Annotated in this window: 16 protein-coding genes and 1 tRNA gene; 11 read left to right on the top strand and 6 right to left on the bottom strand. The window is 67.5% G+C overall.

What is annotated here, in order from left to right; translation table 11 throughout:
• Positions 1-285 precede the first annotated feature (285 nt).
• From ettA to ACWDMM_RS03440, 4 genes are all read right to left on the bottom strand, one after another.
• The gene (ettA, locus tag ACWDMM_RS03455; RefSeq protein ID WP_195077466.1) at positions 286-1,962 is read right to left on the bottom strand and encodes an energy-dependent translational throttle protein EttA; all 1,677 of its coding nucleotides are present in this window, start codon (positions 1,960-1,962) and stop codon (positions 286-288) included.
• An 80-nt stretch (positions 1,963-2,042) separates the two neighbouring features.
• The gene (locus ACWDMM_RS03450) at positions 2,043-2,540 is read right to left on the bottom strand and encodes a single-stranded DNA-binding protein (protein WP_357205417.1); all 498 of its coding nucleotides are present in this window, start codon (positions 2,538-2,540) and stop codon (positions 2,043-2,045) included.
• A gap of 156 nt (positions 2,541-2,696) precedes the next feature.
• Positions 2,697-3,665, bottom strand: a complete 969-nt coding sequence (locus tag ACWDMM_RS03445; RefSeq protein ID WP_357205035.1) for a serine/threonine dehydratase — start codon at positions 3,663-3,665, stop codon at positions 2,697-2,699.
• On the bottom strand, positions 3,662-5,695 hold the full coding sequence (locus ACWDMM_RS03440) for a cytochrome c oxidase assembly protein (RefSeq protein WP_357104392.1): 2,034 nt from the start codon (positions 5,693-5,695) through the stop codon (positions 3,662-3,664). The genes ACWDMM_RS03445 and ACWDMM_RS03440 overlap by 4 nt, the downstream gene beginning before the upstream one ends.
• 198 nt (positions 5,696-5,893) lie before the next feature.
• Here ACWDMM_RS03440 and ACWDMM_RS03435 point away from each other — a divergent pair.
• A tRNA-Arg gene (locus tag ACWDMM_RS03435) sits at positions 5,894-5,967 on the top strand.
• 59 nt (positions 5,968-6,026) lie between these two features.
• On the opposite strand, the gene ACWDMM_RS03430 is transcribed toward ACWDMM_RS03435, so the two are convergent.
• Both ACWDMM_RS03430 and ACWDMM_RS03425 read right to left on the bottom strand, forming a co-directional pair.
• The gene (locus tag ACWDMM_RS03430; RefSeq protein ID WP_449935769.1) at positions 6,027-7,226 is read right to left on the bottom strand and encodes a site-specific integrase; all 1,200 of its coding nucleotides are present in this window, start codon (positions 7,224-7,226) and stop codon (positions 6,027-6,029) included.
• Positions 7,213-7,716, bottom strand: coding sequence for a helix-turn-helix domain-containing protein (locus ACWDMM_RS03425; protein ID WP_449935766.1), 504 nt, complete (start codon positions 7,714-7,716; stop codon positions 7,213-7,215). Before ACWDMM_RS03425 ends, ACWDMM_RS03430 begins: the two co-directional genes overlap by 14 nt.
• 99 nt (positions 7,717-7,815) lie before the next feature.
• Between ACWDMM_RS03425 and ACWDMM_RS03420 the strand changes: the two genes are divergently transcribed.
• The 10 genes from ACWDMM_RS03420 (at position 7,816) to ACWDMM_RS03375 (ending at position 18,500) form a co-directional block, all read left to right on the top strand.
• Positions 7,816-8,007 (top strand): helix-turn-helix transcriptional regulator, encoded by a 192-nt coding sequence (locus tag ACWDMM_RS03420; protein ID WP_449935764.1) that lies wholly within the window; start codon positions 7,816-7,818, stop codon positions 8,005-8,007.
• A 98-nt stretch (positions 8,008-8,105) separates the two neighbouring features.
• Positions 8,106-8,537: a hypothetical protein gene (locus tag ACWDMM_RS03415; protein ID WP_449935762.1), complete on the top strand. Its 432-nt coding sequence runs from the start codon at positions 8,106-8,108 to the stop codon at positions 8,535-8,537.
• Positions 8,530-8,877 carry a hypothetical protein gene (locus tag ACWDMM_RS03410; protein WP_449935761.1) on the top strand — a complete coding sequence of 116 codons (348 nt, stop codon included), beginning with the start codon at positions 8,530-8,532 and terminating at the stop codon, positions 8,875-8,877. Before ACWDMM_RS03415 ends, ACWDMM_RS03410 begins: the two co-directional genes overlap by 8 nt.
• Complete coding sequence (locus ACWDMM_RS03405; RefSeq protein WP_449935759.1) at positions 8,874-9,116, top strand: DUF6011 domain-containing protein; 243 nt, start codon at positions 8,874-8,876, stop codon at positions 9,114-9,116. Before ACWDMM_RS03410 ends, ACWDMM_RS03405 begins: the two co-directional genes overlap by 4 nt.
• A complete protein-coding gene (locus tag ACWDMM_RS03400; protein WP_449935757.1) occupies positions 9,029-11,167 on the top strand; it encodes a DUF3631 domain-containing protein in 2,139 nt (712 codons plus the stop codon). The genes ACWDMM_RS03405 and ACWDMM_RS03400 overlap by 88 nt, the downstream gene beginning before the upstream one ends.
• 252 nt (positions 11,168-11,419) lie before the next feature.
• The gene (locus tag ACWDMM_RS03395; protein ID WP_449935755.1) at positions 11,420-11,752 is read left to right on the top strand and encodes a helix-turn-helix domain-containing protein; all 333 of its coding nucleotides are present in this window, start codon (positions 11,420-11,422) and stop codon (positions 11,750-11,752) included.
• A 56-nt stretch (positions 11,753-11,808) separates the two neighbouring features.
• Positions 11,809-11,967: a hypothetical protein gene (locus tag ACWDMM_RS03390; protein ID WP_449935752.1), complete on the top strand. Its 159-nt coding sequence runs from the start codon at positions 11,809-11,811 to the stop codon at positions 11,965-11,967.
• Complete coding sequence (locus tag ACWDMM_RS03385; protein ID WP_449935749.1) at positions 11,964-12,950, top strand: hypothetical protein; 987 nt, start codon at positions 11,964-11,966, stop codon at positions 12,948-12,950. Before ACWDMM_RS03390 ends, ACWDMM_RS03385 begins: the two co-directional genes overlap by 4 nt.
• Before the next feature lie 176 nt (positions 12,951-13,126).
• A complete protein-coding gene (locus ACWDMM_RS03380) occupies positions 13,127-13,561 on the top strand; it encodes a phage terminase small subunit (protein ID WP_449935748.1) in 435 nt (144 codons plus the stop codon).
• Complete coding sequence (locus ACWDMM_RS03375; protein ID WP_449935746.1) at positions 13,545-18,500, top strand: transglycosylase SLT domain-containing protein; 4,956 nt, start codon at positions 13,545-13,547, stop codon at positions 18,498-18,500. Before ACWDMM_RS03380 ends, ACWDMM_RS03375 begins: the two co-directional genes overlap by 17 nt.
• Positions 18,501-18,606: the final 106 nt, after the last annotated feature.

Here is an 18,606-nt window from a genome sequence, read left to right as displayed (position 1 = left end):
CACGGGCCGGACAGGATCACGCTGTCGCAGCGCGGTGGTGAAGCCCCGTGCCCCGGCCTGGCTCATACGCGTCCCCCGCCCTCGTCCTGCCCCCTATCAACCCCCAAACGCACCGCACTCGTATGCGAGCATTCAGCCCGAGAGCTCCACGGGCGAGATCCTTCGCCGAACGACGACCTCGAACCGCTGCGGCGGCCGGCACCCCGGGCCGCCCAGAAGATCCAAGGCCGTGCGTCGCATAGGGCGGGTGCGGCCACACCGCGCACCCGCCCTGTGCGGGCGAACTCAGCCGCGGGTGAGCTTGCGGTGCGTAACCCGGTGCGGGCGAGCCGCTTCCGGGCCGAGCCGCTCGACCTTGTTGGCCTCGTACGCTTCGAAGTTACCTTCGAACCAGAACCACTTGGCCTCGTTGTCGGAATCGCCCTCCCACGCCAGGATGTGGGTGCAGGTGCGGTCGAGGAACCAGCGGTCGTGGGAGATGACCACGGCGCAGCCGGGGAACTTCTCCAGCGCGTTCTCCAGCGAGCCGAGGGTCTCGACGTCGAGGTCGTTGGTCGGCTCGTCCAGCAGGATCAGATTGCCGCCCTGCTTGAGCGTCATCGCCAGGTTCAGCCGGTTGCGTTCACCGCCGGACAGGACGCCCGCGGGCTTCTGCTGGTCGGGGCCCTTGAAGCCGAACGCGCTCACGTAGGCGCGCGACGGCATTTCCTGCTGGCCGACCTCGATGTAGTCGAGGCCGTCGGAGACCACCTGCCACACCGTCTTCTTGGGGTCGATGCCCGCGCGGTTCTGGTCGACGTAGCTGAGCTTGACCGTCTCGCCGACCTTCACCTCGCCGCTGTCCGGCGACTCGAGCCCGACGATGGTCTTGAACAGCGTCGTCTTACCGACGCCGTTGGGCCCGATCACGCCGACGATGCCGTTGCGCGGCAGGGTGAACGACAGGTCCTTGATCAGCTGACGGTCGCCGAAGCCCTTGTCCAGGTGCTCGACCTCCACCACCACGTTGCCCAGGCGCGGGCCCGCGGGAATCTGGATCTCCTCGAAGTCCAGCTTCCGCATCTTCTCCGCCTCGGCAGCCATCTCCTCGTACCGGCCGAGGCGGGCCTTGTTCTTGGCCTGCCTGGCCTTGGCGCCGGAACGGACCCAGGCGAGTTCTTCCTTGAGCCGCTTCTGCAGCTTCTGGTCCTTCTTGCCCTGCACCTCGAGCCGCTCGGCCTTCTTCTCCAGGTAGGTGGAGTAGTTGCCCTCGTACGGGTAGGCGCGGCCGCGGTCGAGCTCCAGAATCCACTGGGCGACGTTGTCCAGGAAGTACCGGTCGTGGGTGACCGCGAGCACGGCGCCCTGGTACTGCGCCAGGTGCTGCTCGAGCCAGTTCACGCTCTCGGCGTCGAGGTGGTTGGTCGGCTCGTCGAGCAGCAGCAGGTCGGGCTTGCTCAGCAGCAGCTTGCACAGCGCCACGCGGCGGCGCTCACCACCGGAGAGGTTGGTGACCGGCTCGTCCGGCGGCGGGCAGCGCAGCGCGTCCATCGCCTGCTCGAGCTGGGAGTCCAGGTCCCACGCGTCGGCGTGGTCCAGTTCCTCCTGCAGCTTGCCCATCTCCTCCATGAGTTCGTCGGAGTAGTCGGTGGCCATCAGCTCGGCGATCTCGTTGAAGCGATCCAGCTTCACCTTGATCTCGCCGAGGCCCTCCTCGACGTTGCCGCGGACGGTCTTCTCCTCGTTGAGCGGCGGCTCCTGCTGAAGGATGCCGACGGTGGCGCCCGCGGCGAGGAACGCGTCACCGTTGTTGGGCTGGTCCAGTCCGGCCATGATCTTCAGCACGCTGGATTTACCCGCGCCGTTCGGGCCGACGACGCCGATCTTGGCGCCGGGAAGGAAGTTCAAGGTGACATCGTCGAGCACGACTTTGTCGCCGTGCGCCTTGCGAACCTTCTTCATTTGGTAGATGAACTCAGCCATAAGTGTGAAGCCTATCGGTGCGAGAGATGGGAGGACGAAGCAGAGCTACCCTGCCGCCGGGACGAAAACCGGTCGCGGGATCAGGCGTCGACCGGCTCGGGTGCACTGCCGTGAGGCGGCGCCGAACCGACGGCAGCGTTATTCTCCCCCGGCGCGTCGGCGACCGGCACCCGACCTTCAGCGCTCACCACCCCGGAAGTATTCCGCGGCGGCAGGTCGGACAACCGCGTCGGTTGCGCGACACAGCGGGCCAGGTCGGGTCCGACCGCGGTGGCGCGCATCTCCAGGTCCCGCCGTTCCACGCCGTCCTTGCTGCGGTATTCATGGGAGCGCAGCTGGCCGTAGGCGATGACCGGATCCCCGCGCCGCAGGGACGCGTCGACACCCGCCACCAGCCTGCGCCAGCAGCTGACGGTGAGGTACAGGGTGCCGTTGTCCACCCATTGCCCCGACGTGTGGTCCAGTCGGCGGGAATTGCTCGCCAGCCGGAAGGTGACCACCTGCTCGCCATTGGTCAGGTCGCGCTTGACCGGATGAGTGGCGATCGTTCCGATCACCGTCGCGTTCGCCTCGTACATATCCACGCCCCTTCACATTCGGATCCGGAATCACCCGGGATTTCCTCCCCTCCAGGAGGGCTCTTCCAGCGTGCGCCGATTCCGTGGACCCGAGCGATTCGATTCAGGAATGTGGACAACTTCCCCAGATGTGAAGACCGAGCGTTCCGCGCGCGGTCAGAACACCGCCACGTCGGTATTGGCGCCGCAGAGGACGATCACCGGCCGCTCGTCCGGAGCGGGCACATAGGCGCCGCTGTGCACGGCGGCCAGCGCCGTGGCTCCGGACACTTCGACCAGGATGCGGAACTCGCGCCACAGATACTCCCGCGCCGCGCTGATCGCGTCGTCGCTGACCAGCAGCGACCGCACGCCGTGGCGGCGGGCGAGGTCTAGTGCGATGTCACCGATCCGCGTCGGGCCGAGCGAGTCGACGGTGATTCCGGACCCGACGATGTCCACCGGACGCTCCGCGCCCAACGCGGCGCGCAGGATCGCGGCGCCGTCGGGCTCCACACCGATCACCCGCTGACGGCGCCCGACCGCGGCCGCGATCCCGGCGACCAGCCCGCCGCCACCCACCGCGGCCAGCACCGGCGGCCTGCCGCGGACCTGCTCTTCGAGTTCGAGCCCGACCACGCCGATGCCTGCGACCACCGCGGGCAGGTCGTAGCCGTGTAGCAGCAGCGCGCCGCGTTCGGCGGCCAGCTCCGTCGCGTGCCGCAAGGCCTCGGCGTAGGAGGTGCCGTGCCAGAGCACCTCGGCGCCGTGCGACCACATCGCGGCGACCTTGGTGTGCGGCGCCGTCTCCGGGACGACGACCGTGCAGGACTTGCCGAGCCGCGCGGCGGCCAGCGCCGCCGCGATACCGGCGTTACCGCCGGAGGCGATCACCACCTCATCGACGCCCGCGCCCGACTCGAGCAGCGCGTTGAGGCTGCCGCGCACTTTGAACGTCCCGCCGTGCTGCAGGTGCTCGAGCTTCATCGTCACCGGCACGGGGCCGGACGGGCTCGCGATGGAGGTGTGGAAGACCGGTGTCTTGCGGATCTGTCCGGCCAGCCGCCTGCGTGCGGATCGCACGTCCGACCGTTCCACCCGCCCGACCGGTCTGTGTGGCTGGACCGTGGTGGCGCGTTCACTCACTTACGCACTTCTCCATCCCGCTTGGCCAGTTCGGCGAACATCGCGTTGTGTGCGGCGAGTGCGGCGTCGTTGTCGCGTTCGGCGGCTCGATCGGTGCGCTGCGCGAGCCGCTGGTCGCTGCGCGACCATTGGATCAGCAACGCCAGCATCACCACCACCAGGGGGACCTCGCCGCTGGCCCACGCGAGGCTACCGCCGGTGCGCTGATCGCCGAGCAGATCGCCGTGCCAGCCCAGGCCGAGGCCGCGGTAGAACCAGCCGCCGAGCACCGTGGTCGTGCTCATCAGCGCGATGCCGAAGAACGCGTGGAACGGCAGCGAGCCGAACACCATGGCGAGCTTGGTCAGCGGCTCCACCTGCCTCGGCTTGGGATCGATGCCGATCACCACCCAGTAGAACAGGTAACCGCTGAGCAGGAAGTGCACGTTCATCAGCAGGTGTGCCGCGTGCGAGTCGGCGTAGGCGTCGAAGATGCCGCCCAGGTATAGCGCGTAGAAGCCGCCGACGAAGATCGCCGAGGCCACAATGGGGTGGGTCAGGAACCGCGACACCGGGTTGTGCACCGCGGCAAGCAGCCACTCCCGCGGACCGGGCACGCCACCGCGGCCCGCCGGGGGCAGCGCCCGCAGCGCCAGCGTCACCGCGCCACCGAGAGCCAACAGGATCGGCGCGAGCATGGACAGCGCCATATGCGCTCCCATATGCACGCTGAACATGGCGGGCGAGTACCGGCCGACGCCGGAGGAGGTGGTGACGAGCAGCACCGCGCAACCGGACAGCCAGGCGACCGTCCGCCCGGCCGGCCACGCGTCGCCCCGCGCTCGCAGCCGCCGCACGCCGAGCAGGTACAGCACCGCGAGCACGACGGACAGCGTTCCGAAGATCAGATCGAACCGCCAGTCCAACACCAGGCGGGCGAAACTGGGCGGTCCGGCCAGGTCGTAGCCCAACTCCACCTCGACGGGGGTCGGCACGGAGTCCGGCGGGGGCGGCGGCGTGCGGCCGAGCCCGACCGCGAGGCCGATGGTCGCGGCGAAGATCAGCACCTCGACGCCCGCGTACCGCACCAGGGCCGACCGGTCGCCGGGATCGGCGGCCAAGGCGGGCAGCGCCGCGCGGCGCTGCAGATAGCCGAACACCCCCAACACCATCAGCGCGGCGGCCTTGGCCAGCACCAGCCTGCCGTAGGTGCTGGAGAACAGCTCGTCCAGCGGCACGCGGACCCAGGAGTTGATCACGCCGCTGACCGCGATCACGGCGAACGCGACGGTGGCGGTCAGCGAGAAGCGGCGCGCCGCCACATCGGTGTGCGCCCCGCCGCGCAGGGCGTGCGCCAGCACCGCGAACAGACCGCCCACCCAGACGGCCGACGCGATCAGGTGCAGGATCAGGCTGTTGGTCGCCACGTCGTGCGACCCGCCCGAGGACGAATGGCCGGTCAACGCCAGCGGCATCATGGTGGCGATCGCGCCCCCCAGCAGGACCGGAGTCCAGCCCCAGCGCAACGCGAGCCGGCAGCCCACCGCGACGATCAGGGCGAAGACGACGGTCGTCCGCCAGGCTCCGGCCAGTTCGATCCGGGCGATGGCATGCCACAGCTCCTGCGGCCGCAGGACGTCGGTCACCGGCCGTCCGGTGGTATCCGACACCGTCAGCGGCACCAGCAGCGCCGCGCAGCACGCCCAGACCACCGCGAAATTCGACGCCCTGCGCACCGCGCGATACCCATCGACGTCCAGCAGCCCGTTCGGCTGCGGCGGTACCAGGAAGGCCGCGAACAACAGCGAGCCGACCGTCAGCGCGGCCGACAGATCGGCGAGCGCCCGGACCGCGGGCAGGCCGTAGGTGGTCGGGACACCGGGGTCGGGGATGCCGAGCAGGCTCAGTGCCTGCGCCGCCGACAACCCCACCACCAGCGCCGCGACCACGGCCGCGATGGCGCCGGCCAGCGCGGTGATCGTCGCGAACGTCGCCCCGGAGCGAGCGGCCTCGGCTCGGGGAGCGGCGGACGAGGTGGGGGCGGACGACATACGACTGAGCGTAGTCGGCGAGTATTCCGTGGCCCGGCCGGGTTTGTACCGATATCCTTGGCCCGTCACCACGGGCGCGTCACCTACTGTCTCGGAATGGCTGAAACGTTGCTAACGCTGAGATTCCGGTCACCTGGACGGTCGCTATAATCGACTCGCTGGACAGCACGGCCAATGTCGGCCATCGTAGAACCCGCTGCCTCCGTAGCTCAGTTGGATAGAGCAAGGGCCTTCTAATCCCTAGGTCGCAGGTTCGATTCCTGCCGGGGGCGCTGGTCAGGGACCGTTTCCGTTACGGTCCCTGACACTCCATCCATCGGATATCCATCGCTTATGAGGACAGGGCGTCGAGTACCTCGACCACTTCCTTATGTATCCGCCCGCGGCCGAAGTAAACATCCTGGGTCATCGAGACGTGCCGGTGCCCCAGTTGATCAGCGCCGACACGGGCCGACAGCGCCGCGTCGTCGAGCAGCGTGGCCAGCGCCTTGCGGAAGCTGTGGCTCGACACGTCCGGCACGCCGAGCCGTTCCCGAACCTTGGCCCATTGCTGATTGAAGTTGTCCGGGTCGCGCAGGGTCCCGGCCGAGCTGGGGAAGATCACCCCGTCTTTGCTCGGGTGCGGCTCCTTGCGGCGGCGCTTCAACATCTCCATGACGAACCCAGGCAGGACGATCGCGCGGTTACCGGCGTCAGTCTTCGCGAACGGTTCGCGGATGAGCCCGCCGCCGCGCTTGCGCACGACCTTGCCGCAGATGGTCGCGACCGATGTTGCTTCGTCGATATCGCACCAGCGCAGCCCGAGCAGTTCGCCGCGGCGCATCCCCGTGCCGATGAGCATTGTGATCGGGTCGGCGAGATCCGCCGTCCGGCAGTAGTCGGCTACCGTGCGCTTGCCTCGCCACAGCACGGCGCTGGCCCGCAGATCCGCGAGCAAGTGCGCGAGCCGCTCGGCGGTGATCGAGGGCGCGCCCTTCGGCGGCGCCTTGCGCTCCAGTCGTGACGTGCTGTCGATCGGGTTGACCGGTAGCACGTCGGCCACGACCGCAAGTTGCAGCGCACCACGAAGCACCGTCCGGGCCTGCTTCGCCGTGGCGTAACCCTGCTGGTCGCAGATCGCCTGAATCGCCTTGTCCATTCGGCCGGCAGTCGCCTCGCGGGTGCGCACGGACCCCACGCGCGGTTCGATCACCTTCACCGCGTCGCGGTAGGTGTCGATTGTGCGGGTTGCTCTCCCCTTGTTCACGAGGTTCTCAATGTGCCTGGCGCACAACGCCGATATGGGCGTCTCCCCTGTGATCTCGTCCTCTCCGGCGCCCGCTCGGCGCTCGTCCAGGGCAAGCAAGAGCGCATCCTCGGCGAGCTGGCCACGCTGGTCGTACTTCCCTTCGGGGGACTGGCGCTCCACGATTCTGGTCACGCCGTCGTCATCGCGGAAGCGGCAGCGCGCAACCCACACCCCTCCCCCGAGGCTCGTCCGCTTGATCTTGCCGTGAGCGCCGATGCGCAGCGGCGGCCTACCCTTCGGCATCGTCGTATCGCTTCGGCGATTTGCCCTCAAGTCGGTGGCCGAGGTCGCGCCTGGCTTTGCCCGTGTCCGCCGCCTTGATCGCCTCGAATTCCTCCGCGGGAACATTGGCGAAGTAGAGCCGTGGATCACGGCCAGGCGGAACCCATTCTCCCCTGACCCACTGGCGGGCCTTACGAATCGGCAGCAGTGCATCAGGGGTGGCGGAGTAGAAGTCGACCTGGTCGGAGTCGTCGCCGATCGGGATCAGTAGATGGACAGGGGCAACGTCCAAAGCAAAAGCGAGACAACACAACTCATCTACGGATATGTACTTCCGGCGCCCCGATTCGATGTTCGCTATCACTGACCGATTCAGCGACGGCATACCCAATCGGCTGCATTCGGTCGCGAGTTCGTCGGCCGTCCAACCCTGCCGTTTGCGCAGAGTCGCGACAGCCTGCTTGACCGCGTCGTGGGGAGAGATCCTTCGCAACGGTTCCGACTGTGTCATAGAAACACTCTCTCATGACGTATTGACACCGGGCAATACGGTAGCTAGCTTGTGTCTTACCGGCAAATTTCTATGTCGGAGCGACACTCAGGAGAGAGTATGCACACCTCAGAGGACTACTGGCTGAGCCGGGAGGAAGTAGCCGGGAGGCTCAAGTTGCCGCCCAAGACGCTCGCTGAATGGGCGAGCAAGGGGAAGGGGCCCCGGTTCGCCAAGATCGGCCGCTTCACGCGTTACCGCCTCGCCGATCTCGAGGCGTGGGAGAACGAGCAGTTCACCGGCGCCGCCTGATGTCCGATTCACCGCCTCAAAACGGGAGCGACCCGGGGGCTGTGCCACCAGCCCGCCGGGTCATCGACTCCCACCCAACCCATGAGAGAGAGATTTCTGTGAACACCGTACCGAACATCGTCCAGTGGGTCGACCTGGCCTGCTCCGTCTGCAAGACGGTCATCGCCACCGTGCCCGCGCCGCTGCCGGACGTCCCGGTCAAGTGCGTGCAGTGCAACCGGGCCGTCACCTGCGCGTCCTGGTGCACGGACGGCACCGGCCACACCGACGAGTACTTCGACGACGACAAGGTTTGCTGGGGGCGTGACATCGTGATCCCGCTGTCGCTGGAGCGCGCGACCCATCCCCAGCAGATGCCCGCCTGCGAGGTCACTCCCCACCGCCGTTGGGGCGGTCCGGACTCCGTGTACCTGGCGACCCCGGGGGGCGAGATGGACATGACGGTGTCCGAGGCCCGGCAGATCGCGGCCGTCTTGCTTCAGGTCGCCGACATCGTGGACGCGGGCAAGGGAGGAGAGCAGCATGCCTGAAGTACCGGAGCGCCTGTTGCTGCTCGGCGAGGACGGGATGCCGCGCGGCGTCGTCGACGTCGCCGAGTTGCAGAGCAAGGCAACCATCTTGATGTACGCGCTCGCCGCGGCGGCTGGCGACCACGAAGCCGTCGAGCGGGTCTGCGAGCAGTACTTGGAAACGGTGGACCCCGACATCTGCGGGTTCGTCGCCGCGGCCGCGCTGTCGCTGTCGACGCACAACGTCGTCGCGCCGCTGCTCGACGTCATCGAGACCGCGATGCCGGAGCTGAACATCCGAGACAAGCTGCGCGAGTCGCACGAGCACGCGGTGCAGACCCTTGGCGGTGGTGCCGCTTGATCAACAACCACGAAACCCGAGGCGCGGCCGATACGGCCGCGCCTGCGGGCGTGCACACGGAGATGTACGAGGACCGGCTGGACGCGGCAGTCCTCGCCGCAGCGCGTGAGCGTGGCTTCCGGCTGGCGGTCCGCTGCACCCGCTGCAATCAGTGGGTGGTGGCAGCGAAAAGCGTTGCGCTGCATCTGGGGCCGACATGCCGCCGCAAGATCGCTGTCGAGAAGGGGGCTGCCGCGTGATGAGTGCCTATGAACGTCTCGTGCAAGCGCTTCTCGATCACGGCTGCACTGTGGACGACAAGGGCGATCACGGTTCGGCGTCGACGCCGGGCCACAGTGCCAGCGACCGGGGGACGACGTTCCAGCGCACCGCCAAAGGTGTGGTGGTGTACGTCCACAACGGCGACAAGGGCCAGGTGCTGGCCGATCTTGGCCTGACCCTGGCCGATCTGTTCGACGCCAAGGAGACGGCGTACGTCTACCCGGACAACCGGAAGGTCATCCGTAGCTACAAGAACGGACGGAAGTCGTTCCGCCAGAAGGACAACGACGGGTGCCGTGCCCTGTACGGGTCGGATCGGTTGCCAGACAACCTCGGTGCCCTGGTGCTGGTGACGGAAGGCGAAAAGGACGTCGACACCGCCCACGCGGTGGGTGCATTCGCGGTCAGTCAGGCCCAGGGCGCGAGCACACCGCCGGACAAAGCGGATTGGTCCCCCCTGCGCGGCCGTCCCGTTCTGGTGATCGCGGACAAGGACGACGCTGGCCGTAGTCGGGCGCGGAAGGTGGCCGCCCACCTTTCCGGTATCGCCGCGCGGGTCACCATCGCCGAAGCGAAGGCGGGCAACGATCTGTCCGACCACATTGCCGCAGGTCATGACGTGGGCGACCTGGTGGTTCGCGAAGTACCGCCACCGGCGCATGCCTCGCCGCCGGACGGGCCGCAGATCCTCGACGACGTGCGTTCGGCGTTGCGTCGGTACTGCGTGCTCCCGAGTGCTCATGCGGAGGTCGCGGTCACGCTGTGGGTGGTCACCACGCATCTGACGAGCTGTTTCGAGTACGCGCCGCGGTTGGTGGTTCGCTCGCCGGAGAAGCGGTCGGGTAAGTCTCGGCTACTCGAGATCGCCGACGCTCTGGTGCATGAGCCGTTGCGGGCGGTGAACGCGACGGTTGCCTATATCTTCCGCAGCCTGGATGCTGACCCGCCTCCGACGTTGCTGTTCGACGAGGCCGACACCATCTTCGGCAGCAAGAAGGTCGCGGAGCAGAACGAAGACCTGCGCGGGTTGCTGAATGCCGGGTTCCAGCGTGGCCTGCCGTTCGGCCGCACGGTCGGACCGAACCACTTGCCCATGACGTTCGAGACATTCGCTATGGCCGCGCTCGCCGGTATCGGTCGAATGCCTGACACCATCGAAGACCGGGCGGTTGTGGTGGTGATGCGTCGACGAAAGCCATCGGAGTCGGTGGCGCCGTACCGGACTCGGCGCGATCGCCCGCCACTGGACAAGTTGCGGGTGCGCATCGCCGAGTGGGCCTCCGCGGTGACCGGAAACCTTGAAGGGCACGAACCGGACGCACTCGGTGTCGAAGACCGTGCCGCCGACGTGTGGGAGCCGCTCGTATCGGTGGCCGACATGGCCGGAGGTGACTGGCCGCAGATGGCGCGCCGGGCCGCGAAGGTGATGGTGGACGAAGCCGGAGCCGATGACGAAGCATCCTCGACCAACGTGCAGCTGCTCGCCGACATCAAGGACGTGTTCGCCTCGATGCACGTCTCGTTCCTGAAATCCGCTGTGCTGTGCGATCAGCTGCACCAGATCGAGGAATCTCCGTGGAAGCAGTTCGAGCTGACCCCCTCCAAGCTCGGACACCGGTTACGTGAGTACGGGATCAAGACCGGTCACAACACGGCCAAGACCGAGCGCGGATACCGGATCGAAGACTTCCACGATGCCTTCGAACGCTACTTGTCCGCGCATAGAGCGTCCGAAGGCGTCCAATCCCGTCCAAATCCCGTTGACCAGCAAGAACAGTCGGACACCTTGAAATTCCCGGACACCTTGAAGGCGTCCGGGAATCCGAAGGCGTCCAACGAAAACCCCAGCTCAGACACCAAAAGGACGGGTCTGGACACCTTCGGACAGCATCCCACCGGAAACACGGCAAAACCGGGTGACGCGTGCGCGGTGTGCGGCAACAGCATCGGCTATGGCGGACTCGCCACCGGACTATGCCGACGCTGCCAGGAATCGACCACGGTCACGCTCGACGAGGGCGCGGCATGAGTCCGACTCCGCTCGAGAACGTCCACCGGACCCTCTACCGGCTCGCCGAAGAAGGGAGTGCCAGCGCATGACCACCACCTTCTCTGCCTACGTGCTTGAACGCCAGACCCGCGAAGGGGACACACGCGTCCGGGTGCTGTGCCCCATCTGCCCCGACCAACGCCACTGGTACCCAGCGGGAGCCGAGATCGTCACCTGTCCGCGCGCAGGCGGCGCGTTCCGCATCCGCTACGGAGTACGCGAACGAGTGGGGTGGACGAGGTGAAGCTGTCCGACCTCGAGGTCGAATGGGCGTACTACTGCCTGGCCGAGATGATGCGCCACCGTCGCCGGATCGGCGCTCCCATCCCCGACCACATCCGCCGCCTGTTCGACCGGCTCGGCAACGCACGCGACGCCGAAGAACCTGATCCCCGCATCGAAAGCGACGAGATCAGCGCCGAGACAGCCGCCGCGATCCTCGGCTGCTCACCGCAATGGGTGCGCAAGATCGCCGCCGACCTCGACGGAGTACACGTCGGCCGGATCTGGGTGTTCAACCGCGCCACGGTGGAGGAGTACGCGCGGGCACGCTCCGCGGCCTGACCGCCGCATTTCGCGCACGCAACCACCCAAGGGGGTTAGGGCCGCATCCTCGAGCCATGACCCACCCACTGCCCTCCGCCTCACCGCTGGACCGGCTGAGGGACGCCGTAGTCGAATACGTCGGCGCCCTCAGCCCCCGCGAATTCGCCGCGCTCGTCGCCGAAGCCCGCCCGCCGCAAGACACCCGCCGTCCGCAGGCGGTGAGCCACCGATGAGCCTCGCCCCCCGCACCCACAGCCTCGCGGTATTCCGGCACCTGCGCCAGCTCCGACCCATCGACGCCGCCTTCGCAGCCACCATCGGCGAAGAGTACGACCGCGCCTTCGCCGTCGCCGAAGAAGCCGAACGCCGCATGCTGGAACTCAAGCCGCCCGCCAGCTACGACACCGCCGCCGCGGAAGTCATCGCAAGCGGCCAGATGCCCGAAGACTTCCTTGCCTGGGTGATGCGGCACACCAGCCCCAAGGCGCAATACGACGCCGAGCGCACAGCCCTGGAAGGACTGCGCGCTCGGGCCGCGAACGTCTGCGCAAACGCCGTCAGCTCCCGCCTTCCGCAACTGCTCGGTCACCTACACCAGCAGCTCACCGACCTCATCGACCGCGCACGCCCAGCCGCCGAAACCCTCGCCGAGGTCACCGAAGCCGAAGACGTCATCCGCGCCGGCGCCGCTGCCGTCGAAGCGTTCGGCGTACTCGATCAATGCTGGACCGAATACACCGAGATCCGCACCGCACAGTTCCGTCTCACCACTCAGCACTTCGACCCCCTCGTGCTGACCAGCTGCCGCTCCGATCGGTGCAGCGACGAAGCAGCCAGCGACACCTACTACTCCAACCTCGACGACCTCTACCCCGAGTGGCGCGAACGCCCCGGCCAGCCGTCGTCACGAGCCGTCTTCGGCGCCGACCCCGGAGTCCCGTGGCCCGACCGCGGACCCCTGCAACTGAAGTGGTTCATCGACCACGGCGCGAAGTTCTGGGTGCCCACCGAGAAGCAGATCGGCCAACTACACAGCAGCCGCGCCCAGCGCAACAGCGCACTGTCGTACGAACTCACCCTCACGCCCGAACAGCGCGAGCGAATGCGCGCCGAGCAGGAGTCGATCGAGCAGGGCAAGCGCCCACGGCCCGGACCCGAACAACGCCGCCGCGACAACGCCCAGCGCCACCTGGCGACGCCCGGACTCGGCGGGTGAGCTGATGCCCAGGACCAACCGCGACCAGGTCACCAAGGTTGCCGACGCCAGCAACCCGAAGTACCCATCCCCAGGGACCCCCTCCCCCGGCTCCGCCAGGCATCGGGGCGCTCTGCACATTCCGATCCGCCCGCATCAGGGGGTTTCGCGGACCGGCCGTACGGAGGGGGTCTGGTATGCCTCCATTGCCTAAGCATCCAAGCCTTCGCCGAGGTCATCGCAGTCATGCCGCGCGGGCGATCCTGTATCCAGTCGAGAGTCCGGTGGTTCCTGAGCTGCCGGACTACTGCGATTGGCATCCGGCCGTGCTGGATTGGTGGACCGACGCCTGGTCGTCGCCGATGGTCCCGGAGTGGACCGAGTCCGATCGGCACACGCTCGTGATGGCGGCCCGGCTCATGCAGTTGGTGTGGGGCGATGATGTCGCCTCGACGCCGCGCACCACGGCCGCGACGGAAGTCCGCCTGCTGCTGCGTGAATGCGGTCTCACGCCGATGTCACGGAGAACGTTGCAGTGGGAGGTATCCCGCGCCGAGGCGGCCGTCGAGCGCACCGAACGCCGGCGCGCGGCGCAGTGGGACCCGAGGCTGAGGGGTGGTCCAGTTGGTTGAGTACTCGGCGGGTACGGCAAGCATCAAGGTCCGCCCCTCCTTCCGTGGGTTCGTGGAAGAGACGCGTACCGAGCTGTCGCGCTACGACTTCAACCTCGATATCCACATCGGCGCCGACACTCGTGTTGCCGCGGCCGAGATCGAGAACCTTCAGCGCATCGCCCGCGAGAACCAAACCTTCCGGGTGAGTGCCGACACCCGGGTCGCCGCGGCGGAACTGGCAGGGCTGCGCGCTGCCGCGCGGGATCCGCTCGTCATTCGCACGGAGATCGACCGGGACAGCACCAGCCGCGTCCGCTCCCAGGCCACCAGGACAGCGCGCGAGATCCGGCAGGACCTCGGCAAGGCGCTGGATGGCCTGCGTGATGCCGCGACGATCAACCTGAGGGTGCTCGGTGTCGTCGGCGCGGCGGGCGCCATCGCCGAACTGCTCGCCATCGCGCAGGCTGCGTCCAAGGTCGCGAACACCGTTGCCCTGATCCCCGCTATCGGATTCGCCGGGCTGGCCGGCGCCGGGTCGGTGGCTACCGGTCTGAGCGGGATCTCCGCGGCATTCAAGGCGCAGGCGGCCGCGTCCAAGGAGGCAGGCGACTCCGCGCGGGAGCATCGCGACCGCCTCGATGCTGTCGCCGACGCCGAATATCGCGCGCAGCAGGCCGATCGGTCGCACCTCGACAGCCTGCGTGACCTCAACACCGCCTACCGGGATGCGTCGCGGTCGATCCGCGACATGAACTTCGAGCTCGACGACCAGAAGCTGGCAGCCGAGGATGCGGCGATCGGCGTCGATGAGGCTGCCAAGCGGCTTGCGCAAGTCCAGTTCGACCCCTTCGCGGACTCGATTACCCGCCGCCGCGCCCAGCTCGGGTATGAGCAGGCGGTGCAGCGGCTTCGGGAGCAGCAGGTCCGCACCCAGGACCTGGCTCAGGACACCGCTGAGGCCAACGCCCGCGGTGTCGAGGGCTCGAGGCAGGTTGTCGACGCCAAGCAGAAGGCGTCCGACGCCACCCACGCCCAGACAGTGGCCGAACGGGAGTTGGCGAAGGTCCGGGAGGATGCGGGCAAAGGTTCGGCCGCACAGTCCAAAGCGGATGAGGCCATGGCGAAGCTGTCGCCGAACGCCCGGCAGCTCGTGCAGGACGTGCGCGCGCTGGGCCCAGCGTGGAGCGAGGCCCGCAAGGAATCGCAGGACGCCCTGACCAACGGCATGGGCGCCGCGGTGACCCACCTCGCCGACCAGCAGTTGCCGAACCTGCGCGCGGGCATGACGGGGATCAACGCCGCGATCAATACCGGAATCCGTTCCTCCCTCGCCGCCTTGTCCTCCGAGACGAACAAAGTCGATTTCAAGACCTCGCTGGACAACACGACGCGGGCATTCCAGAACGCGGCCCGCGGCTCGGACGCCTGGACCAACGCCCTCACCAAGTTGGTGACCGTCGGTTCGGAGTTCCTGCCGAAGATGGGCGACGCCGTCGCCAACGCTGGTGAGCGATTCAACAACCTCATCCAGCGCACCGCCGGGGATGGGTCGCTGAAGAAGTGGATCCAGGACGGCATCGACGCGGGCAAGGAACTGGCATCCATCACCGCGCACATCGGTTCTTCGATCGCGTCGGTATTCCGTGCTGCGGGCGATGACGGGGCCACGCTGCGCAAGCTCGACGACCTCACCGAACGCATGTCGAAGTTCCTCAAATCCACCGAGGGACAGAAGGAGTTGCGCGACTTCTTCACCATGGCGCGCGAGAGCTTCGAGCGGATGCTGCCGGTCCTGGGGGATCTGCCGCCGATCCTGCGTGGTGTCTTCGAGGGCTTCCAAACCTGGTCGGGTATCGCGATGCCGTTCCTCCGTGCGGCAGCGGACCTCCTGGCCGCACATCCGGGCCTGGTGCGTGACGTCGTCGTGGCCTACCTCGCATTCAAGACGATCGGCCCGATATTCGACCTGGTGCGCGCGGGCATCAACAACGCTGGCGATGCTGTCCGCAACTTCCGGTCCGGTCTGTCGGGCGCCACGGGTCCCAACGGCGCGGGTGGCGCGATCGCCGGTCTCGGTGGCCTGCTCGGCGTAGCCGGACCGCTCGGCGTCGCGGCGCTGGCGATCGGCGCCGGCGCTGGTCTGACCTACCTCATCAACAAGCACCAGGAGGCGGCCCGCGCGGCGGATGAGCAGCGCGAGCACGAACTGGCGTTGCAGAACACTCTCGACAAGACCACGGGCAAGGTCACCCGTCAGACCCTCGAGCAGGCCGCGTCGGAGTTGCAGCAGCAAGGCTTCCTCACCCGGGCGGAGTCCTTCGGCATCAACCCGCAACGGTTCCTGCGAGCCTCGACCGGCCAAGCCGACGCCGACAAAAACGCCATCAACCAGCAATTGACGCAGACCATTGTGGAGTCCCTTGGCCGGGACAAGGCGTACACGGGCATCACCCGTGGCTGGTTCCAGAGCGCAGGGCTCAACGATCGCGACATCGCGGCCGCGCTGCAAGGCGTCCCCGAGGCCGTGCAGAAGTACGCCGACGCGGTGAAGAAGTACAACGATGCGCTCGGTAGCAGCAACCGGGACAAGGCGCTGCCCGACCTCGCGAATCTGAAGAACGAACTCGATGATGTGGGCGAGTCCGCCGCCACGCTCGGCGGGAAGATGAACGGCTACTCGACCGAAGTCGGGACGGCGGGCGAGCGGCAGCAGCAGATGACGCGTGCCCTCGAGGGCACGTTCCAGCTGACCGGGGAGGCGAGCAAGCGCTTCCAGGAGATGGGTCTGTCGGTTCAGCAGGTTCCGGACGGCAAGACCGTTGTCATCAAGGACACCACGCCGGAGAACATCCAGCGGCTGAAGGATCTGAAGTACGAGGTCCACAACAACCTTGATGGCACGCTGACGATCACGGCCGACACCGAGCGGGCGAAGGCCGATATCTCCCAGGTCACCAACGCGCCGTACACGGCGAACGTGCAAGTGAAATGGGACTTCGAGCACCTGGACCTGAAAAGCGAAGCGGTCCGCGCGCTCAATCAGGATGTCGACAACATCGACAAGCGGTGGACTCGCGCCGACGGCGGCCCAATCGAAGGCGGCATTCCGGGCAAGGACTCCGTTCCGATCCTGGGCATGCCGGGCGAACATGTGCTCACCACGGCCGACGTCGAGCGCCTCGGCGGCCAAGCCGGTGTGTACCGGTTCCGGGCTGCGCTGGCTCGCGGCCAGGTGCCCGGTTACGCCGACGGCGGGGAGATCGGCGCCTCGGGTAAGCCTCCCGCGCAGCTGCTCGACGAGTACGCTCGCAGCCGTTCGGGTGCGCCGTACGGCGGGGCGGATGACTGCTCCGGCTTCATCTCCCAGCTCGCCAACATCGCGACCGGCCTGCCTTCGAATGCGGGCCGCATGTCCACCGCCAATGAAGGCGAATGGCTTGCCGCGCATGGCTTCCAGAACGGCATCGGTGGAGCGGGTTCGTTCCGGGTCGGTTGGGTCAACGATCCGAGCATGCCGGCGGGCGGCCACACCGCGGGCACGCTGCCTTCCGGGGTGAACGTCGAATCCGGCGGTGCCACGGGAACCGTGATGTACGGCGGTGCCGCGATCGGCGCGAACAACTCCCTGTTCAACCAGCACGCGAACCTGCCCATGGGAGCTGGCCCCAGCACAAGCGGCGTCGGCGGTATCGGCACCGGAGACAGCTCGGGCGTTACTTCGTCGTCGGTGACGTATCCGCAGGCTCCCTTGCCCGGCCGGATGAGTGATCAGCAGATTCAGCAGTTGCAGGCCGAGGCCGCGATCGACGCGGCCAACAGCGAGCGCAACGCGGTCTACGCGAATCCGAACTCCACCGACCGGGACAAGCAGGCCGCGGACCTGAAGTACCAGCAGGCGCAGAACGCACGCGAGTCGACCTTGCAGTCACGCGCAGGCGACACCGCGAGCCTCAGCCTGCCGGGCATCGCGTCGAAAGCCGCAGGCATCCTCGCCCAAGGGTTCCTGAGCTTCTTCGGCTTGGAGAACAGCATCTTCAGCGACTCCAACCCCTACAACCGTGCGCTCAACACCACGGTGAACTTCTACAGCCAGAGGGGCGGAGCCCTCGGAGGGGGCTACTCCTACCAGCCGAAGAACCTGCCGTCGATGGCTACGACCGTCACCCCGCAATCGTCGGCGACGGTGAATGACCCCAGCCTGCAGACACTGGTTCCCGGCTCGGATCAGAGCGGCTACCAGGTCAACCCCGACCTCGGCACGACCACGCTGACACTGCGGGCGCCCACGCCCCGCTATCAGCCCGGGTCGGGCGCTGAGCAGTGGCGTGGTCTGGCCACGCAGATGCTCATTCGAGAGGGGTTCAACCCGGCTCAGGTCGACATCATGCTGGCCCAAATCCAGTCCGAGAGCGGAGGAAACCCCTCGATCGTGCAGCAAGTCCAGGATGTCAACTCGGGCGGCAACGAAGCCGTGGGGCTGCTGCAGGTTATCCCCAGCACCTTCGCCCAATACCGGGACCCGAGCTTGCCTAACGACCGCACCAACCCGGCGGCGAACATGGCTGCGGCACTGCGCTACTACCGCGCCCGCTACGGCAACAACCTGTCCACCATGTGGGGGCAGGGCCACGGCTACGCGGATGGCGGTTGGGTCGATGGTCCGGGCGGGTCCAGGGGCGATGGGATTCGGGCGCGCGTGTCTCCCGGCGAGTTCATCGTCAACGCCTACGACGCCGCCCGGAACGCACCGCTACTGGAAGCCATCAACTCCTCCGCCTGGTCGCCCGTGCGAGTCGGCTCCGACAGCTTCACCAGGCCCACGGCGGCCGCTACCGCTGGACACAACTTCTCGACCACCATCGTCGAGCCGCGCGTCGCCGACGTCGGCGACCTGGTCGACCTCGCCGAGCGCAGCGCACAGAAGAAATCCATCGGCCTGGCGGCGGCGCTGATATGAACTCAGGGACATCGAGTCCCCCGGATAGCTTGGCAGGGAGTGCAACTCCCTCTCACGACGAAACCGGGGGTACTCGGATGTGAGTACCCCCGGGGATGGGAACCAT

The organism is Nocardia sp. NPDC003726 (assembly GCF_053586955.1).
The sequence above is the reverse complement of the archived record's forward strand: the minus strand, read 5'-3'. Positions and strand labels throughout refer to the sequence as shown.